The 17,917-nt window shown below is 45.1% G+C and carries 18 protein-coding genes; 8 read left to right on the top strand and 10 right to left on the bottom strand.

What is annotated here, in order from left to right; translation table 11 throughout:
• Positions 1-147: 147 nt before the first annotated feature.
• From MADE_RS04775 to wecA, 3 genes are all read right to left on the bottom strand, one after another.
• Positions 148-1,026, bottom strand: a complete 879-nt coding sequence (locus MADE_RS04775) for a glycosyltransferase family 2 protein (protein ID WP_012517472.1) — start codon at positions 1,024-1,026, stop codon at positions 148-150.
• On the bottom strand, positions 1,023-1,910 hold the full coding sequence (locus MADE_RS04770) for a glycosyltransferase (protein WP_012517471.1): 888 nt from the start codon (positions 1,908-1,910) through the stop codon (positions 1,023-1,025). Before MADE_RS04770 ends, MADE_RS04775 begins: the two co-directional genes overlap by 4 nt.
• Before the next feature lie 112 nt (positions 1,911-2,022).
• Complete coding sequence (gene wecA, locus MADE_RS04765; protein WP_012517470.1) at positions 2,023-3,084, bottom strand: UDP-N-acetylglucosamine--undecaprenyl-phosphate N-acetylglucosaminephosphotransferase; 1,062 nt, start codon at positions 3,082-3,084, stop codon at positions 2,023-2,025.
• A 492-nt stretch (positions 3,085-3,576) separates the two neighbouring features.
• On the opposite strand from wecA, the gene MADE_RS04760 reads away from it, so the two are divergent.
• From MADE_RS04760 to galE, 8 genes are all read left to right on the top strand, one after another.
• Positions 3,577-3,975 (top strand): hypothetical protein, encoded by a 399-nt coding sequence (locus tag MADE_RS04760; protein ID WP_020742989.1) that lies wholly within the window; start codon positions 3,577-3,579, stop codon positions 3,973-3,975.
• 4 nt (positions 3,976-3,979) lie between these two features.
• The gene (locus tag MADE_RS04755) at positions 3,980-5,809 is read left to right on the top strand and encodes a polysaccharide biosynthesis/export family protein (RefSeq protein WP_012517468.1); all 1,830 of its coding nucleotides are present in this window, start codon (positions 3,980-3,982) and stop codon (positions 5,807-5,809) included.
• A 2-nt stretch (positions 5,810-5,811) separates the two neighbouring features.
• Positions 5,812-6,591 (top strand): ABC transporter permease, encoded by a 780-nt coding sequence (locus MADE_RS04750; RefSeq protein WP_012517467.1) that lies wholly within the window; start codon positions 5,812-5,814, stop codon positions 6,589-6,591.
• The gene (locus tag MADE_RS04745) at positions 6,588-7,262 is read left to right on the top strand and encodes an ABC transporter ATP-binding protein (RefSeq protein WP_012517466.1); all 675 of its coding nucleotides are present in this window, start codon (positions 6,588-6,590) and stop codon (positions 7,260-7,262) included. Before MADE_RS04750 ends, MADE_RS04745 begins: the two co-directional genes overlap by 4 nt.
• Positions 7,263-7,273: 11 nt before the next feature.
• The gene (locus tag MADE_RS04740) at positions 7,274-8,392 is read left to right on the top strand and encodes a KpsE/RkpR family capsule polysaccharide export protein (RefSeq protein WP_012517465.1); all 1,119 of its coding nucleotides are present in this window, start codon (positions 7,274-7,276) and stop codon (positions 8,390-8,392) included.
• Between the two features lie 220 nt (positions 8,393-8,612).
• Positions 8,613-10,133 carry a peptide MFS transporter gene (locus MADE_RS04735; RefSeq protein ID WP_012517464.1) on the top strand — a complete coding sequence of 507 codons (1,521 nt, stop codon included), beginning with the start codon at positions 8,613-8,615 and terminating at the stop codon, positions 10,131-10,133.
• A gap of 99 nt (positions 10,134-10,232) precedes the next feature.
• The gene (locus MADE_RS04730) at positions 10,233-10,535 is read left to right on the top strand and encodes a DUF6170 family protein (RefSeq protein WP_012517463.1); all 303 of its coding nucleotides are present in this window, start codon (positions 10,233-10,235) and stop codon (positions 10,533-10,535) included.
• Complete coding sequence (gene galE, locus MADE_RS04725; protein WP_012517462.1) at positions 10,532-11,554, top strand: UDP-glucose 4-epimerase GalE; 1,023 nt, start codon at positions 10,532-10,534, stop codon at positions 11,552-11,554. The genes MADE_RS04730 and galE overlap by 4 nt, the downstream gene beginning before the upstream one ends.
• A gap of 153 nt (positions 11,555-11,707) precedes the next feature.
• Here the strand turns inward: galE and MADE_RS04720 are convergent, their stop codons facing one another.
• The 7 genes from MADE_RS04720 to ccmD form a co-directional block, all read right to left on the bottom strand.
• Positions 11,708-12,622 (bottom strand): MlaA family lipoprotein, encoded by a 915-nt coding sequence (locus MADE_RS04720; RefSeq protein WP_012517461.1) that lies wholly within the window; start codon positions 12,620-12,622, stop codon positions 11,708-11,710.
• 2 nt (positions 12,623-12,624) lie between these two features.
• Positions 12,625-13,911, bottom strand: coding sequence for a c-type cytochrome biogenesis protein CcmI (gene ccmI / locus MADE_RS04715; protein WP_012517460.1), 1,287 nt, complete (start codon positions 13,909-13,911; stop codon positions 12,625-12,627).
• Entirely contained in the window at positions 13,908-14,342 is a 435-nt protein-coding gene (locus tag MADE_RS04710) for a cytochrome c-type biogenesis protein (RefSeq protein WP_041703046.1), read from the bottom strand. The genes ccmI and MADE_RS04710 overlap by 4 nt, the downstream gene beginning before the upstream one ends.
• Positions 14,343-14,434: 92 nt before the next feature.
• Positions 14,435-15,094: a redoxin family protein gene (locus MADE_RS04705; protein ID WP_012517458.1), complete on the bottom strand. Its 660-nt coding sequence runs from the start codon at positions 15,092-15,094 to the stop codon at positions 14,435-14,437.
• Entirely contained in the window at positions 15,094-17,151 is a 2,058-nt protein-coding gene (locus tag MADE_RS04700; RefSeq protein WP_012517457.1) for a heme lyase CcmF/NrfE family subunit, read from the bottom strand. The genes MADE_RS04705 and MADE_RS04700 overlap by 1 nt, the downstream gene beginning before the upstream one ends.
• 3 nt (positions 17,152-17,154) lie before the next feature.
• The gene (gene ccmE, locus MADE_RS04695; RefSeq protein WP_012517456.1) at positions 17,155-17,649 is read right to left on the bottom strand and encodes a cytochrome c maturation protein CcmE; all 495 of its coding nucleotides are present in this window, start codon (positions 17,647-17,649) and stop codon (positions 17,155-17,157) included.
• A 46-nt stretch (positions 17,650-17,695) separates the two neighbouring features.
• Positions 17,696-17,917, bottom strand: coding sequence for a heme exporter protein CcmD (gene ccmD / locus MADE_RS04690; RefSeq protein ID WP_012517455.1), 222 nt, complete (start codon positions 17,915-17,917; stop codon positions 17,696-17,698).

Below are 17,917 nucleotides of genomic sequence, written 5' to 3'. Positions count from 1 at the left end.
TATTAAAAACGGGCAAAGCCGTCTAAATCCTAGTTTTAAAGCACTAATATTGGGATAAATAATATCTAATGCACCAATTTAGTGAAAGTGCATAGCGCACAATTTTCACGTTAGGTCTGCAACTTTTTGCAAAAGTGTTGCTTTTAGCTAACGCTGTTTACCCTTACCTTTAACGCCTAATGGGCCAGTTCGATGCAGAAAACCGTCTTTAATACCTTCACGCATGAAACGCCCGCGCTCTTTACCCTGCGTAAAGCAATAACGGTTTACAATATACCGAAGTGGTATTGCACAAACATGACGTACTTTCCAATAAAGCGGTACATAGCGCCGACGAGCTAAAATAAGTACGTTGCGAAATTGGTAATAAAGTCGTACGGGCGCGCCCTGTTTAAAGGTCACGCCGCATACTTTTACTCTGTCGTCCCCCTGCCGATGAGGCATACATGCACTGAGCGATTGATAGATTACCATTCCTTTCGCGCGTGCACGCCAACACCACTCGTGGTCAACGCCGTCGATAAAAAGCTTACTTTCTTTTCCACCCACTTTGTTGAAGGCATAGCGAGAAATTAACATACCAGAGGCTATGATTTGCTTTACTTCTTTCAGCGTATTAGAAACTTGCTTTCCTTTTTGCAGTACGCCCTTGTCAACACACTCAGAAAATTGGCAGTAGATAGAAGGGCCAATAGCGGCAATGGAATGCTCTTTTTCAAGTTGGAGAAATTGCCTCAGCAGTTCGTGGGCAATGTCAGGAGAAAACAAGCTATCTTGATCGAGCAAAAACGCATGCTCGACATCATTATCAAAAAGCCTCTTTAAGCCGATATTTTGCGCTTGCGCTATGCCTACGTTGCTTGAGCAATGAATGTAAGTAACATTGCGAGAGGCTGAGTACTGCGTTCGCTCAAACGAGTTATCAACTAATACTATATTCCACTCAGGCGCCGTAAACGCATTAATGAGGGCATTTACGTGCTCAACATCTGGGTTAAATAATATTACGACAACGCCAGTAGTCAATGCTTACCAAACCTCTCTAACAAATGCCTATCAAGCTTGTAGGCTAATTTAACGATTTTACCCGGCATTAGACGCAATGAAAGTACGCCACAAGCATAGAAAAAGTTATAGGGGGAAAATTGCTTTAGCTTGGTAATAGCGTACACGCGAGCTTTAAACTCGTTTAAAGACTTACTTAGGCCGCGGCGCTTATAAAAGTTGTTTACGCGTCTGAACTTTAACAACCTATCTTTAAGGTTTCTAAATATATATCCCTTCGACGCGAGCGTGATCCAAAAAAAGTAATCTTGCGTGTTGAGTAGGTCCCCGTTATAGCGATGACCATCGTTGAAAACGTTATAGCGAATAACTACGGTAGGATGGTTAAGTGAGCACCTGCGTGGAAGAATACGCACGATTTGTTTGTGAGACGCTGGCATAACTCGTGCCCCTACCTTGAACCCACTTTCATTTATTTCAGTTAGGGCTGACCCCAGCACAGATATATTGCTATGCCTTTTAAGGTAGGTTATTTGGCGTAATAGCCTGTGTTCTTCTGATATATCATCAGCGTCCATTCTTACAAAAAAAGTAGGTTTGAACTGCATAGAAAAATCGATCACAGCATTCATACAACTTGCTAAACCAATGTTATGGCTGTTTTGCGTAAGAATAATTCTATCGTCACGCTTTACTGCATCATTGAGCACCCCTGAAATGGCTTGTGGTACCGGGCCATCAATGACGATAACAAATAAGAAATTGGTATAGGTTTGTTTTGTAATACTGTCTATCGCTTCACGAAGCCATTTTGCATTGTCAGCTTGATAAACCGCCATCGCAACAATCGATTCAACATGCTGTTTTTTGTTTTTATCGTGAAGAATAGAGAATTGATTTATCAAGAGTTTTTACCAGAAAAATAAGTAACAAAGAAAATAAAAGCGCTCATAAGTGCGCTTTTATTCGTCGGTATGTTACAGAGATTTTATGCAGCCTGCTATGGTTTTACTTAAACTATGATGTTAAGCGCTTAACGAAGCGCAATACACTCCATATATGCTGAATGACTAGGCTGTAAATAACGAGCAAGCCCATAAAGCCCCAGAACATTACGGCCTCTGGCACTTGATAGACCTCGCCGAGGATACCAATCAGGCAATAGCACGCACCTAAGCATAGGATGGCGACCAACGACTTTCTGCTACTTAGCCCAGCGCGCATAAAGATATTGTGAAGGTGTTGTCTATCGGGCTTTAGCATAGACTGCCCCTTGCGCGCGCGACGATACATGATAGCAGCCATATCCATAAGAGGGAGACCCACTAGCCATACCGCAGTAATAGGCCTGAACGCTGCCGTCTCACCTTGCGTGTGGTCAACAAGCAACCAAACGATGGTCAAGCCTACAAACATACTTCCCGCATCGCCCATGAATATTTTATTACCTTTAAAGCCTTTCCAACTTAAATTGAAAGCAAGAAAGGGGACGATAGCCGCTACTATAATCAGTGGCTCCATAACCGATGTGCCGTGGCCCGTAAACGTTAAAAAGCCAGCAACAGTGAGCAATATCACTAAACTCATTCCGCCGGCTAGGCCGTCAATACCATCAATCATATTGAACGCATTGATAACGCCCACAACGCAAATAATAGTGAAAAAGTAGCCGCCTAGGTCAAGCACTACCTCGCCTGTACCAAAGATATTGCCTAATGATGTAATGTAATTCTGTGCACTCCACGCCATAATAGCAGCCACACCGAACTGACACATTAAGCGCCCTTTGGCACTTAAATCAAAACGGTCGTCCAGCATGCCAAGTAGCACAATAAAAGCAGAAGCTGTGAAAAACAGCGGGTTATTTTTCATCCATACATCAGTGGCAACGCTGGCAACAAGGACTGCCATAAAAATCGCAACACCGCCGGTTAATGGAACGATTCCGGCATGGCGTTTTCGCGCTGAAGGCTGGTCAACGAGACCAAACTGATGCGCCAATGGGGTCATCACCACTAACAGAATGAGGGCAACAAAAAATGCAGTAAAAAGCGGGACGAACTGCAAATACGCTAGCATAAAACACACAACCTCTCGTCACCAGCTAGAGAAACGTTTCTCGCTTCTTTGATAGCCAGTGCACATACAATCTTGGTAAACAAACTAAATGTCGCTTCCATTTTTTTACAACTTCCATTTTTTCCAGCGCGATGAGGGCTTTTTAATATGAATATGCGGATAGAAAACCCCGATATAATATAAAACATTCGTTTAAGTAACCACCCTAATCGCAAAAATAACATGTTAAAACCCATCTTGTAATAGAGAAGCCGGCAAAATAACTTAGATAACCCGTTAAACCGCACCGTGATGTTAACAATCTTAGAAGTTATAACGACTCACAACTCTCTTTATTCCTTTCTTTGATAACATTTTTTTCATTTTTGAACTTGCTGCGCTGCTCACTGTCATTCAGATGGCTCAAACGACACTACTAGCGCGATAGCAAACATGCTTTTTTTAAAACTTATGTTATCCTAGCGCGAAATTGCTATATGGATATGAAAGCTAATGTTCAAACAATTCACACGATTAATTTTGCCATTCGCGCTGACGATAAGCGCAGCTGGGTGCACAAACTCACCTACAGTTACCAAAGCTGACATACCCCTGGTGCATTCTTCCCTTGCCTATTCCCTTGCACCAGATAAAGAGCTTGCAATAAATATTCCAAAAGCCAATCTTTATCACGATACCAAAGAATCGTTTTCAATACGCTTTAACGGCTACGATTATAAAGCAATAAAGCATTATATTTCGGCAACTGGGAATAAATGTATCCGGTTTTCTTTACAAGACGGTGAAACCACACCTTCAGGCGCGCAGCGCAAAGTAACGACCTGTCAACGTGATGGTCAATGGCGAGTCATCTCACCTTTGGTCGCCTCTGCAACAGCGCAAGGTGAATAATTCAATGAAGTTTATGAACATCAAAAACTCTTTTAAGGCGCTAACTTACGCCGCGTACGCGGTGGCTGTTTGCAGTGCATTTGTTAACCCTGCGTCTGCGCAAAGCGTCGAGCAATTACAGCAATTAAGAGAGCGGGCACAGCAATCGCAAAGCGGTGCAGCTACCCCGTCGGTCTCTCCCTTAAGCATTTCTACCCAGCGTACTTTGCCCGGAGCTACGGCTTCAGCCAATACGATGGGCCAGTTTTCTACACAGCCTAGAAACGGAGTAAACCTGCCGGGCGAACCCACTATCGATACTGTTTTCCCAGCGCAAGCGCCTATGGAAAACCCGCCTTTTGCGGCTAACTTATTTATCGGTGGCTTCGAGTCTGAGCGCAGCTCGGGATTAAACGACAATTACTTGATTGCCCCTGGCGATAAAATCTCAATTTGGCTTTGGGGTGCAGTAAACTTTTCAGATGTTGTTACCGTGGATAATCAAGGTAACATTTTTATTCCCAATATTGGTCCTATACGCATAGCAAATACACCCGCAGGCAGTGTAAACCAAACCGTAACTAGCAAAATCCGCCAAGTTTACACCAACGACGTCAATGTTTACGTAAACCTTTTAACGTCAACACCGGTATCGCTTTATGTATCAGGCCCAGTGCTAAGACCTGGTCAATACGCAGGCCTAGCTTCAGATAGCGTTTTGTACTATTTAAAGCGCGCTGGCGGAATTGACTTTCAACGGGGTAGTTTTAGACAAATCGACATTGTACGAAACGGCAAAGTCGTGGCCTCAGCAGATTTGTACGCCTTTTTTAGAAGCGGAAAGCTGCCTGAAATTTCTTTTAAGGACGGCGATACCATTTTAGTGCACCCTATTGGCAACACTATTGTGGTTGAAACCGGCGCGCGAAATAGTTTTACTTTCGAGTTTTTAAACGAAGAGCTTAACGGTGGTGTAGTTAATTACTTTGCACGCCCTGGTGAGTTTGCTTCTCATGCTTCGGTTTCAGGAATTCGCAACAACAAGCAATTTGCACGCTACGTAAGCGTGAACGAGTTTGCGTCGCTTAAGCTAAGCGCCGGCGACACTGTTGAGTATATTGCCGATCACGAACCTCAAATTTACCGCATTAATGTAGCAGGTGCTTTCGCGGGGGCCTCTCAAGTAATGGTGGATAAAGGCGCGAGACTCATTGACGTACTCGACCACATCGAAGCTGATACCACCCTTTCTGATACACAAAATATCTACCTTTTAAGAGAAAGCGTAGCGGTAAAACAAAAAGAGATTATCGAAGAAGGCCTACAACGCCTAGAGCGAAGCATGTACACGGCGCCAATTAGTTCAACTGGTGAAGGGGCGATTCGCGCCCAAGAAGCACAACTTGTGGCTGACTTTATCACCCGCGCACGACAAGTTGAGCCTCAAGGCAGAGTGGTGGTATCTGAAAATGGCGAGATTGCTAACATTCTTCTTGAGCCTAATGACACGATCGTTATTCCAGAAGTCACCGACCTGATACACGTGGGCGGAGAAGTACTGCTTCCGCAGTCTGTCGTGTTTAACCCAGATGCAACCACAGAAGACTACGTTGCATGGGCTGGTGGCTTTACCGAGCGGGCTGAAGATGAACGTATTCTTATCGTTCGTAAAAACGGTAACGTTACCTTTACTAGCGTGAACGATTCATTCTTATCAAGCAATGATAGTAAACTTGAGCCTGGCGATCAGATCATTGTGTTACCTGCTATCGATACGAAGATTTTGCAAGCGGTTAAAGACATTACCCAAATCGTTTATCAAATTGCGATTGCAGCTAACGTAGCTACTGATTAAACATGGTAACCTTTAAAGACCAGCTATATGCATGGAGAGGCGTGATTTTCGCGCTTTTCCTGCGTGAGCTTCAAAGTAAATTCAACGACAAGTTTGGGCTGGGATGGGCTTTTTTAGAGCCTTTTGCCTTCATTTTCGCACTGTCGTATCTTAGAGGATTAATAAGCGGTGATGACATCCACTCCATCCCTCTTTTTCTCTTTATGATGATTGGTATGGTGGGTCTTCAGTCTTTAACTACCTGTCTACAGTCTGTATCGACGTCGGTCCGTCGGAATAAACCTCTTTATGCGTTTAGGCAAGTACAGCCCATATCAGCGGTACTCACTGCCGGCTTTTTAGAGTTTTCAATCAAGGTTGTCGTTGTAGCACTGTTGAGCCTTGCGTTATATCTTATGGGCGAGACCTTTGAAGTTAATGACCCTCTACTTTTAATTTCGTTATTTCTTTTACTTTGGGTATTTTCCATATCTATCGGGCTTATTTTTGCCATTGCAGCAGCGTTTGTACCTGAAGTGGATAAAATTAAATCCATGCTTACAAGACCTTTGATGTTCATATCCTGTGTATTCTTCAGCCTTCAAGATTTACCAGAGGAGTACTGGCCTTATTTGACATGGAACCCGCTGGTCCACTTTAACGAATTGGCCCGTTATGCCTGCTTTGAGTCGTATGGTACTAAGGGCGTGTCGTTAAACTTTCTTATTGAAATTACAATCGTTTTCCTTTTCCTAAGCCTTTCGATGTACCACATCACCTGGAAGAAGGTGTTATCTCGATGATTAGAATTGAGAATTTAACCAAGAGCTACCCCAGTAAAATGGGGCCTCAATATATTTTTAAAAATCTAAACTTTGATTTCCCTACGGAAAACAATGTCGCCATTTTAGGTAAGAACGGGGCGGGTAAATCCACCCTTTTCCGCATGCTTGCGAAAAGCGAATACCCCGATAGAGGCCGAGTTTTAACCAACAAATCTATGTCGTGGCCGGTTGCGCTTCAAACTGGCGTACATCCGCAGATGACAGGGCGTGAAAACACCCGCTTTGTTGGCCGAATTAATAATGTGGCTTCACTCCCCGAATATGAAGAAAAAGTGCAGGAGTTTGCAGAGTTAGGCAAACGCTTTGATCTACCTGTGCGCACTTATTCCTCAGGTATGCGCGCAAAACTTGTTTTCGCTTGCTGCATGAATATCAATTTCGATATTTACCTGATAGATGAAGCGACATCCGTTGGTGACCCGCTTTTCAGAAAAAAGGCTCGCTTGTCACTTAAAGAAAAAAGTGAACAGGCTGGGGTTATTATGGTGAGCCACGAACTCGATCAGATACGAGAGTTCTGCACTTCGGCCGTCATCATTGATGATGGCAATCTCACTTATTATCACGATCTCGAAGAAGGCATCGACGTTTACACGCAGGATGCAGACAATAAGAAATCACTCAAATAGGTTCAATCACAGTGGAAAAATCTCTTACACAGCTCAATGCCCTTCTTAGCAAGAACAAAGCACTTATCCTTGTACTTCCTTGGGTACTCTATGCATTGTATCTTGTTCTATGGGCGGCGCCTCAATACGAAAGCCATAGCCAACTTATCATTAAATCAAGTGATGGAGGCAGCAGTTTCGACCCGTCGTCCTTGCTAATGGCCGCCGGTGTTTCTGGCGCTTCAGGTGGCACTGAAAGTCAACTTGTCGAAGCCTACATACAGTCTGCGGATATGATTAAGTACCTCGATGAAACCATTGGACTTAGAGAACACTACATGTCTGATAAAGCTGATATGTTTAGTGGCCTTTCGTCTTCGCATAAACAGGAAGATTTTTACAAGTTTTATCTCGACCATATTGAAGTGAGCGTAGATTCCGCGTCGTCTGTAATTAGCTTGCGTACACGGGCTTTCGATGCTGAATATGCAAAAATCATAAACCAAGCGATTGTCGATAAAGCGGAAGAGTTCATCAACAACATCAATAACGATCTCGCTAAGTCAAAATTGACCTTTGCCAAAGGTGAACACGAAATTGTTGAGCAAAAGCTTCAACAGGCTAAGACCGAGATTTTAAGTTTTCAATCTAAATACAATGTACTTGATCCGTCTGCAGAAGGCGCAGCTTTTCAGCAAATCGCATTTTCTCTTCAAGCTACGCTTGCACAGAAAAAGGCCGAGCTAAGTACGATGTCAACCATGATGTCTAACGTGGCCCCTGAAGTGATAAACATCAAACGCGAAATTGCCGCACTTCAAAAAGAAGTAGAAAAGCAAAAAGAGCGAATTAGTACTGCAGAGGGGGAAAGTGAGGCCCTATCAGTAAGCGAATTGATGGCGCAATACAGCAACCTTCAGGTTCAATTACAGCTTGCTATACAAGCCTATTCGTCGTCATTAATCACCTTAGAGAATGCACGAGTAGAGGCGTATCAAAAGCTTCAGCACTTGGTAACGGTGGAGTCACCTACGCTGCCAGACGACAACGCTTATCCCACGGTTATTTATAACCTTGTTTTGTTCGGTGTTTCGCTACTGCTTATTTACGGTATTGTGCGAATTGTGGTTGCCACTATCCGCGAACTTTAGCACCTCACGTTAGTACCTTAATAGCGAAAAGGTCAATCGGCTACGTAGTTTAAGACGTAGCCGATTGACACTGCTTTAATGAAGTTTATCGCCCAAATCTTGTGTCTTGAAGCAAGCTCTAGTATAAGAAGCTATCCGCCTTACGGACTACTATCAAAGAGCCTATCCTATAAGCGCTCTACAATAACAACCATAAGCAATATGGAATTAAAATATAATTATGAAACCATCTAACGATACGAGCTTTTTTGGCCATCCAGGGGGCCTGAGAACGCTATTCTTTACCGAAATGTGGGAGCGCATGAGCTACTACGGCATGCGCGCGCTACTTGTTCTTTTTATGACTGCAAGCTTACAAACCCAAGGTTTGGGTTTTACTGTGGCAACAGCAGGGGCAATTTACGGTCTCTACACCGGTGCGGTATACTTTTTAGGGTTACCCGGCGGTTGGCTAGCTGACCGCTTGATTGGCGGGAAAAAGGCGGTGTGGTACGGTGGAATTATCATCTTCGCGGGCCACGTAGTGCTTGCCATTGACTTGCAAAACCTGTTCTTCGTGGGCCTTATTCTTGTAGCTTCAGGTACAGGCTTACTTAAACCCAATATTTCTGCCATGGTTGGTCAACAATACGGTGACGACGATGGACGCCGTGATAGTGGCTATGCTCTGTACTACATGGGTATCAACATTGGCTCACTTATCGCCTACCTTGTTACAGGCTATCTTCAGGAAAACTGGGGCTGGCACTATGCCTTTGGCGCAGCCGCTATTGGTATGGCGATCGGTCTTATTCAGTATTACTTTAGCAACCGCTCACTGTCACCAGACTCTGTTGCGCCGGCAAACCCATACCAAGGCGCAGCTAGACAACGCGCGTGGATGGGCGTATATGGCGTCTTAGCCATTGCTGCTGCAGTAATTGTACTGGCACATATGGGCACCATTGTTATTGAACCAGTGGCACTTGCTCAGCAAGTCGCGGTGGTCTTTACTGTTATTTTCTTCCTTTACTTCGGGTTTATTTATTTCAAAGGCCAACTCAGTGATAACGAGAAAAAACGCATGTGGGCACTGTTTTTAGTGTGTGTTGCATCGGCGTGCTTCTGGTCTGGTTTTGAACAAGCAGGCTCTTCACTTAACCTATTTGCGCAAAACTATACTGATCGCGTTCTTGAAAGCGGGTCATTATTAACCTCATGGTTTGGGATGGACGCTATTCCAACCGTATGGTTCCAGCTCTCAAACTCACTGTTCATTATCATTTTGTCGCCTTTTTTCGCTGCCCTTTGGATAAACCTCGCCAAGCGAATGATAGACCCGTCTTACACCATCAAATGTGCAGTGGGTATCGTTATTATGGCATCGGGCTTCTTGGTGATGTTTATGGCGTCGCAATACGCAGCTCAAGGCCTTAAAGTAGCGCCTATGTGGCTAGTTACGACTTACTTTCTACACACGGTTGGTGAGCTTTGCTTAAGCCCAGTTGCACTTAGTGCAGTAAGTAAACTTTCGCCGAAGCGTTTCGCAGGGCAAATGATGGGGGTATTCGTACTGACCTACTCTATTGGTAACATCATTGCTGGCCTGCTTTCAGGGAACTTCGACCCAGAGAAAGTAGAGCAAATGCCGGACCTGTACCTTCAAATTGCCTTGTTTAGCATCGCGATCGCTATAGTGATTGGCTTGATGAGCTTTAAATCTCGTTTCTGGGAAAAAGCAGGCATTGAAGAAAAAGCGTAATTTATTGTTAGCATGTTTTAAGTGCTAACCAATTCTTCTACAATAACCGCCGCAACGTTACGTTCCGGCGGTTTTTTATTAAGGGCTTTGAGTAAACCTATGAAGTTTTATTTTTCTACAAGAGACATTCCGGCCCTACAAGGCCTTTCACTTACTGAGCGAGTTAAACGTCTTGATGAAGCCTCTAAGCGACTTACTGTTCCCGAGAAAACCCTGCTAAACGTACTTAAATTGCTGGTTATTGTGCCCGTATTTGCGCTGATCCTACAAACCGCCTCAAATTGGACCTCGTTACTGTGGGCTTTTGTGGTATTTTTACTCTATCCATTGGTTATAAAACCTATTCAATATTCCATAAGCGCGAAGTACATCGCGCAACCGTCTAGCAAGGAGAATGCATGAAAACCATCCTAGTCACTGGTGGTGCAGGCTACATCGGTAGTCACACGGTATTACAATTACTTGAACAAGAATATGGTGTTGTTGTTTTAGACAACCTCGCCAATGCAAGTGCAGAATCACTTCGCCGAGTAGAAGCATTAACGGGCAAGTCGGTAACTTTCGTTCAAGGCGACATCCGCGATACCGCCGTGCTTGATGATATTTTCAGTGAACACAGTATCTCAGCGGTCATTCACTTCGCCGGGTTAAAAGCTGTGGGTGAATCGGTACAAAAGCCGCTTTCGTACTACGAAAACAACGTGTACGGTACGCTTACGCTATGTAAAGCAATGCAAAAGCATAACGTTAAGAACATTGTTTTTAGCTCTTCTGCGACAGTTTACGGCGACCCTGCATCGTTACCATTGCGCGAAGACATGGCAACCGGGCAACCAACGAACCCTTACGGTATGTCTAAATTAATGGTTGAGCACATGCTTAGCGATTTATATGCTTCAGACAATGAATGGAATATTGTGTTGCTTCGCTACTTCAACCCGGTAGGTGCCCATGAATCTGGGCAAATTGGTGAAGATCCTAACGGCATTCCAAACAACTTGATGCCCTACATTTCACAGGTAGCCACAGGTAAGCTAGAGCAACTTAGCGTATTCGGTGATGATTACGATACCGTGGATGGCACCGGCGTTCGCGACTATATCCATGTAGTAGACTTGGCCAATGGTCACTTAAAAGCACTCGACCGCCTTAGCTTAAACATGGGGCTAGATAAATATAATCTAGGTACAGGCCAAGGCTATTCTGTAATTGAAATGGTTAAAGCCTTTGAGAAAGGCTCAGGTAAAACTATTCCATACAAAATTGCGCCTCGCAGAAGCGGTGATGTAGCGGCGTGTTATGCCGACCCGACGAAAGCGGCTACAGAACTTAGCTGGCATGCAGAAAAAGGGCTGGAAGACATGTGCGCCGATACGTGGAATTGGCAGTCACAAAACCCTATGGGCTACCCTAAAGACTAGTTTTTGAGCGACCAGATGTGCTCTTATGCACAAGACCTTAAACGCTAGTTATACGTGAAAGAATATAAAAAAAACGCTATGCAATTGCATAGCGTTTTTTTATAAATACAGATTTGCGCGCTTTGGGTTCGTTGACACTTTCTCGCACCCGAATTACTCGTTGCCATCCTCAGACTTGTCTTCAGCCTTTGACTTTTCGGTTGGCTTGTCTTCTATAAGCGAGGCTTCATCAACGTCTTCAGTTGCCCCATCATAGTCGTCAAAATCGCCGCCCTCCAGCATCGCTTCAAAATCAGCAAAGTCATCTAATTGCTCATCATCTATGGCTTTATCACCGCTCTTACCATCGGTAACACGAAACTCTAGGTTTTCAAAATAGGCATTTTTTACAAACGCATAGTCATCTATCGACTGCTCTAACTGCGCTTCTTGATCTAACAACTGCGCTCTTGTTTCAAGTACCGATATTCCGATACGCGCTAGGTTTACAGAGCCCTCAAGCAGCGACATAGGAAACGCGAAGCCGTCGACATAGTCACCGGTAAAGCTGCGAGGGTCGCTGGGGCCTAAAAATGGCAGCATCAAGAAAGGACCCGTATCTAGCCCCCATACGGCCAGGGTTTCTCCAAACTGCTCTTCTTTGCGCTCAATACCTATTTTGCTCGCCACATCAAAGGTGCCGACTAACCCAACGGTTGTATTGATAAGGAACCGTGCCAGGCTGTCTAAGCCGTCATCTACCTTTCCTTGAAACATGTTGTTTAGGAAGTTCGCGGGTTCTTGCAGGTTATCCGTAATATTTACTAAGCCCGTACGTGCGGCCTGAGGCATTACCGTTACATAGGTAACGGTAACGGGGCGCAAAATATAGGCATCTAACACATCCCAGTTAAAATCCCATAACTTGCGGTTTACCGGTTCAAATGGATCACGGGGGTCGGATGTATCAACAGCAGCGCTGTTAGTTCTAGCTACATCAGCTTGTTCTTGCGCGCTATTACTCGCACAACCGCCTAAGAAGCTCGTGGCAATAATCAACCCAGCGATGAGTGATTTTGACAAATCCATACTTATAATTCCTTATTAATAATAACGCTTAATGAAGAGAGTTCGTTAGCCACAACCGTTGCTTCTGTGCTTCCCTGCCATTCCCCTTCAGATACTGCCACATTACCATCTTTAGATAGCCTAGCGGTTATTACAACCTCAGAGAGTGTAGCAAGAGTAAACTGGGGCATCATGGCATTATCAGTCGTTAACGATACAGAGATCGGGAAATCTTCAATGGGTAATTTCACCACAGCTGCCGGCATTTTATTGTCTGAATTTGCGTCTTGTGCGAACACAATTAAAAAGCCCGCTTTAGGTGCGTTTGCATCCGCTTCTTTAGACAAACTCACCGTCACGTCAAAGCCCGTTTCAATGGCATTGCCATCATTGTTAACACTTGGCTGCTTTTGCACTGTTCCAGCAGTTTGAAGCAACACCATTTCACTGGAATTGCCTTCGAGTTCCTTAATGCGGGCGCTCAAGCGCTGCGCCATATCGCTGTCAGAAGGAAGCTTGCCCTCTACTTGTTGATAAAAGCGCCGCGTGTTGTCCAAATCTCCGAGCTGAGCAGATACCACGGCCATCATAAGCGCGAGATTATCGTTTTGCGGTGTATCTTGTAGCAAGCCTAATAAGATAGATTGTGCTCGTTCAAGGTTATTTACATCGCCGGTAGTCATTAACGCTTGCGCAAGCGTGATACGATTAGCGGAATTTGATGGTGATAAGCTTACCGCTTTATCGATTGCCTCTATAGCTTGCACCTCTTGCCCTATACTCAGCATCAATCTGCCAAAGTACATCCAGCCGGTATCATCCTGAGGCTCCTCGCGAAGACGTTGGCGAATAGCCAGTGCCAGACTTGCTATATCTTCCTGGGTGAGGTTATTGGCATTACCACTGGCAAGCTGCTGACTTAACTCTGGCAAAGCGTCGATAGCCTGCTGCGCTTTAGCCACGCGCCCCACCTGATTAACCTGAGCATACACTACAATACCGCAAACTAGCGCTAACACGCCGCCTATTGCCAACGGTAATTTGGCATTGCCTGTTTTATGCGATTCAAAAGCGCTTTCATCGACCAAGGCTAACTTAAGCTCGTCTACAGCCTGTCGTTTATCGTGCTCGCTGATAAGCCCCTCTTGCACTTCGCGCTCGAGCTCAACTAAGCGCTGCTTTACAATTTGCGTATTACTTAAACTGTCTTGCTTTGCGTGGTTTTTACTGCGCAGCCAAGGGAAGGCAATAATGAGAAGAACAAGCGTAATTAAGCCTGAAACAATAATATAAAACTCAGACCAACTCATTCTTTCTCTCGCTCCAACATTTCATCTGCTTTAGCCAATTTGGCAGCCATATCTTCTGGTGGCGTGACTGATTTGCGGCGCACTACCACAATTAAGGCAATAAAAATAAACAATACAGGGCCAGCCCACAGCCAAAGCGTAGCCGCTGTCACCGGCGGCTGATAGTGTACGAAATCACCGTAGCGCGACTTCATAAACGCTATTACCTCTTGCTCTGTTTTGCCCTGCTTTAATAGCGAATACACCTTACGGCGCATATCGTGAGCAATCATGGCATCGCTGTCCGCAATGTTTTGGTTTTGACACATAGGGCAGCGTAGTTCAGCAGTTAGCCGTAAAAAGCTCTCTCGCTGTTCTGGGCTTTCAAATGAGAATTTATCTTGGGCAGCATGGGCGGAAAATGCTGTTATTACCCATAACAGCGTCACCATAGAAAGCGCAAGTGTTGCCAGGCCAAATCCGTTTTTTAGCCTGTTAACGCCAGTATATTGGGGGGATATATAAGATACGGCGGGGAGTAGTTTCATTGCAGCCCTCCCTGAGCGCTTTTATCATCGCTCATTACCGCGTTTACCTCTGTGTGCGCATCTGCACCTTGTGTTTTGGCCGCTTGTGCCACCAACTTATTATAAAGGGGGCCAACTTTTGTGTTCCAAACGCGCTCGTTAATATCGCCAATATGATGCATGCGTATAACGCCATTAGCATCAATCACAAAATGCTCTGGTGCGCCGGTCACGCCTAAGTCTAACGACGTATCGCGATATACATCAAAAATATTATAGGCATAAGGATTCCCGTAGCGACTTAGCATTTCAGTCACTTCTTGCTGAACACGGCTCAACGTTTTTGTACCGAAATCTGGGTCTAAATCCTGATCGAAATACAAACCGACTATATGCACATCTTGCTCATTTTTAAGCTGTGTTAGATACGGCATTTCAACCGCGCAGGTTACACACCATACGCCCCACACGTTTAAGATAGTAACCTGCCCTTTTAAATCTTCTGGTGTATATGTCACGTCCGGCTGCATTAAATCTGGCAGCGAGAAGGCCGGTAACGTTTTATCCTTAACCTGCGAATCTAATTCACGCGGGTCGGAAAAAAGCCCTTTAAAAAGAAAAATGACTAGCAACGAAAAGAGCACGATTGGAATAGCCACCAACGACGTTTTTTTCATTATGCATCTCCTTTTGTGGATACTCGTGACACGGCAGAGGCGTGGGTATTTGGTGTACCTGTTGAAGCTACAGATTTACTGCCAAGTACACGTTTCAACTTTTTCACTTTCGCCATGCGGTAGCGCTTATCACTAATAGAAAAAATACCGCCTATCGCCATAACAACCGCACCCGCCCATAGCCAGATAACAAACGGTTTAATGTAAATACGAATAGCCCATGCGCCATTGTCTAACGGCTCGCCCATGGCAATGAATAGATCACGCGCCAAGTTTGAGTGGATGGCCGCTTCTGTCATGGGCATGCGCTGCACAATGTACAAACGTTTCTCTGGCTCTAGATGCGCTATCATTTCACCATTTTTATAAACATCGAATATGCCTTTATCTGCATTAAAATTCGGACCTTCCACCTTCCGTACATCTCTAAAGCTAAAGTCATAGCCACCCAGCGAGACGGTATCGCCGATATCCATACGTACGTCGCGCTCAAGTTCATAATTGGAAACCAGCGTAATGCCAATAATACAGATAGCAAAGCCCACATGGCCTAGCACCATGCCCCAGTGACTTGGCGTAAGCTTGCGAAGTTTAGCTATTACTGATGCATTCTCGGTGTTCGACGAAGGCATAGCCGCTAAGCGCTGCATTACCTCTTGTACCGTGGTGACGAGGATCCAGAAAACCAGCACCATGCCCAGTACCCCCATGTAAGTGGGTTCGTCGTAAGCAAAGTTCACTAGTACACCTGCACTTAGTGCAATACCGCCTGCGACCAATAGTTGTTTTTGCAGTTCGCTGGCTTTTTGCTGTTTCCAGCGCGTTAGTGGACCTAAACCCAGCATTAATACAAAAGGCACAATGAGAAGCGTAAACATTTGGTTAAAGAACGGCGCGCCTACAGAAATACTGCCTAAGCCTAACTCTTTGTGAACAAGGGGCAGTAGCGTACCGAGAAGAACAACTAATGTTGCTGCGCACAGAAAGACATTGTTGCCCATTAACAGCACTTCTCGAGAAAACGCTTGGTAGCGCCCAGGGCTTTTAAGCGAGGCTGCACGCATGGCATAAAGCAGCAACCCAAAACCGCTAAGTACAATCAATATGCCCAAGATGAACAAGCCTCGAGTAGGATCGCTTGCAAAAGAGTGCACCGAAACAATAACTCCGGAACGTACTAAGAAAGTGCCTAGTAAACTCAAACTAAATGCAGCAATAGCAAGCAGCACTGTCCATGATTTAAACGCTTTTCGCTTTTCGGTCACTGCCAGCGAATGCATGAGCGCCGTGCCTACAAGCCATGGCATAAAGGATGCGTTTTCTACCGGGTCCCAAAACCACCAGCCGCCCCAGCCGAGTTCGTAATATGCCCACCAGCTACCTAGGGCAATTCCCACGGTTAAAAAGGCCCACGCTGCAATCACCCAAGGACGAGACCACCGCGCCCATGTCGAATCTAGTTGCCCCGAAATTAACGCAGAAATAGCGAACGCAAAGGCAACAGAAAAGCCTACGTACCCCATATAGAGCATAGGCGGATGAATAATCATACCAAAATCTTGCAGCAGCGGATTAAGATCTCGCCCGTCGACCGGGAAAAACGGTAGCATGCTGTCAAAGGGGTTTGAGGTAAGCAGCATAAATAAGTAAAAACCAATGCCTACCATGCCCAATACCGACAGTACTCTAGCGACCATGGCAAGAGGTATCCCCTTACTGAATATTGCTACTGCCACGGTCCAGATTGAAAGCATCAATACCCACAGTAGGAAAGAGCCTTCATGACCGCCCCAAACAGCAGTAATCTTATAGTAAATGGGCAATCGGCTATTTGAGTGTTGCGCAACGTAGGCCACACTAAAATCGTCAGTAACAAAGGCGTACGTTAAACACACGTAGGCAATAAGCGTGAAGGTGAATAAGCCAATTGCCAGTGGTTTGGCGGTTGCCATTAACGCTTCGTGCTTACGGTGAGCACCCCATAGCGGATAAACTGCCAACAATATAGAGAGCACTAATGCCAACGTTAGCGCGATATTTCCAATTTCAGGCACCATAGATTATTTGCTCCCGGCGCCGTTTGACGACTCATACGTTGGCATATTTTCAGGTTTTACATGCTTAATGCCTTTCATTTTTTCAGCAAGTTCTGGCGGCATATACTCTTCGTCATGCTTAGCTAATACTTCTTGCGCTTTAATCGCCCCAACATCGGTGAGTACACCGGTAGCGACAATGCCCTGACCTTCGCGGAACAAATCAGGAAGGATCCCCGTGTAAGTTACGGTAACAGTAGGACCGGTATCGATAAGGTCGAAACTAACGGCTAAGCTTTCACTGTCGCGGCTAACGCTACCCGGCACTACCATTCCGCCTATGCGAAGGCGCTGGCCTATCTGGGGCTTCTGACCATTTTTACCTTCAATGATCTCGCTTGGCGTATAGAAAAGGTCAATACTGTCATTTAGCGCGTAAAGCATTAATCCAACTGCACTTACTATTAAAAAACCGATAATTCCCACTACGGCTAGTCGCTGCTTTCGTCTCGGGTTCATGCAACTCTCACTTCGAAAAAACTAATAAACAATTACAAAACGCAAGTTAAAGCGATGTACTCTCTTGCTGTTGCTGTTGCTGTCGCGCTTTTTTAATGCGCGCTTTGCGCTCTTTTTCCACCACAACCTGTTTTAAAAGGTTACGGTGTTTAATAAAACTTTGGATGGCGATGATAGCCATGGCCGCAAATGTCACACCAAACGACAGCCATACATAAAATGCATAGCCCCCCATGTTGATAAAGTCGGCCAACGATTCAAACTGCAT

The sequence above is a fragment of the Alteromonas mediterranea DE genome, from assembly GCF_000020585.3.
In the GTDB taxonomy this organism is placed as follows: Bacteria; Pseudomonadota; Gammaproteobacteria; order Enterobacterales; family Alteromonadaceae; genus Alteromonas; species Alteromonas mediterranea.
This window is presented reverse-complemented; position numbering and strand designations above follow the sequence as displayed.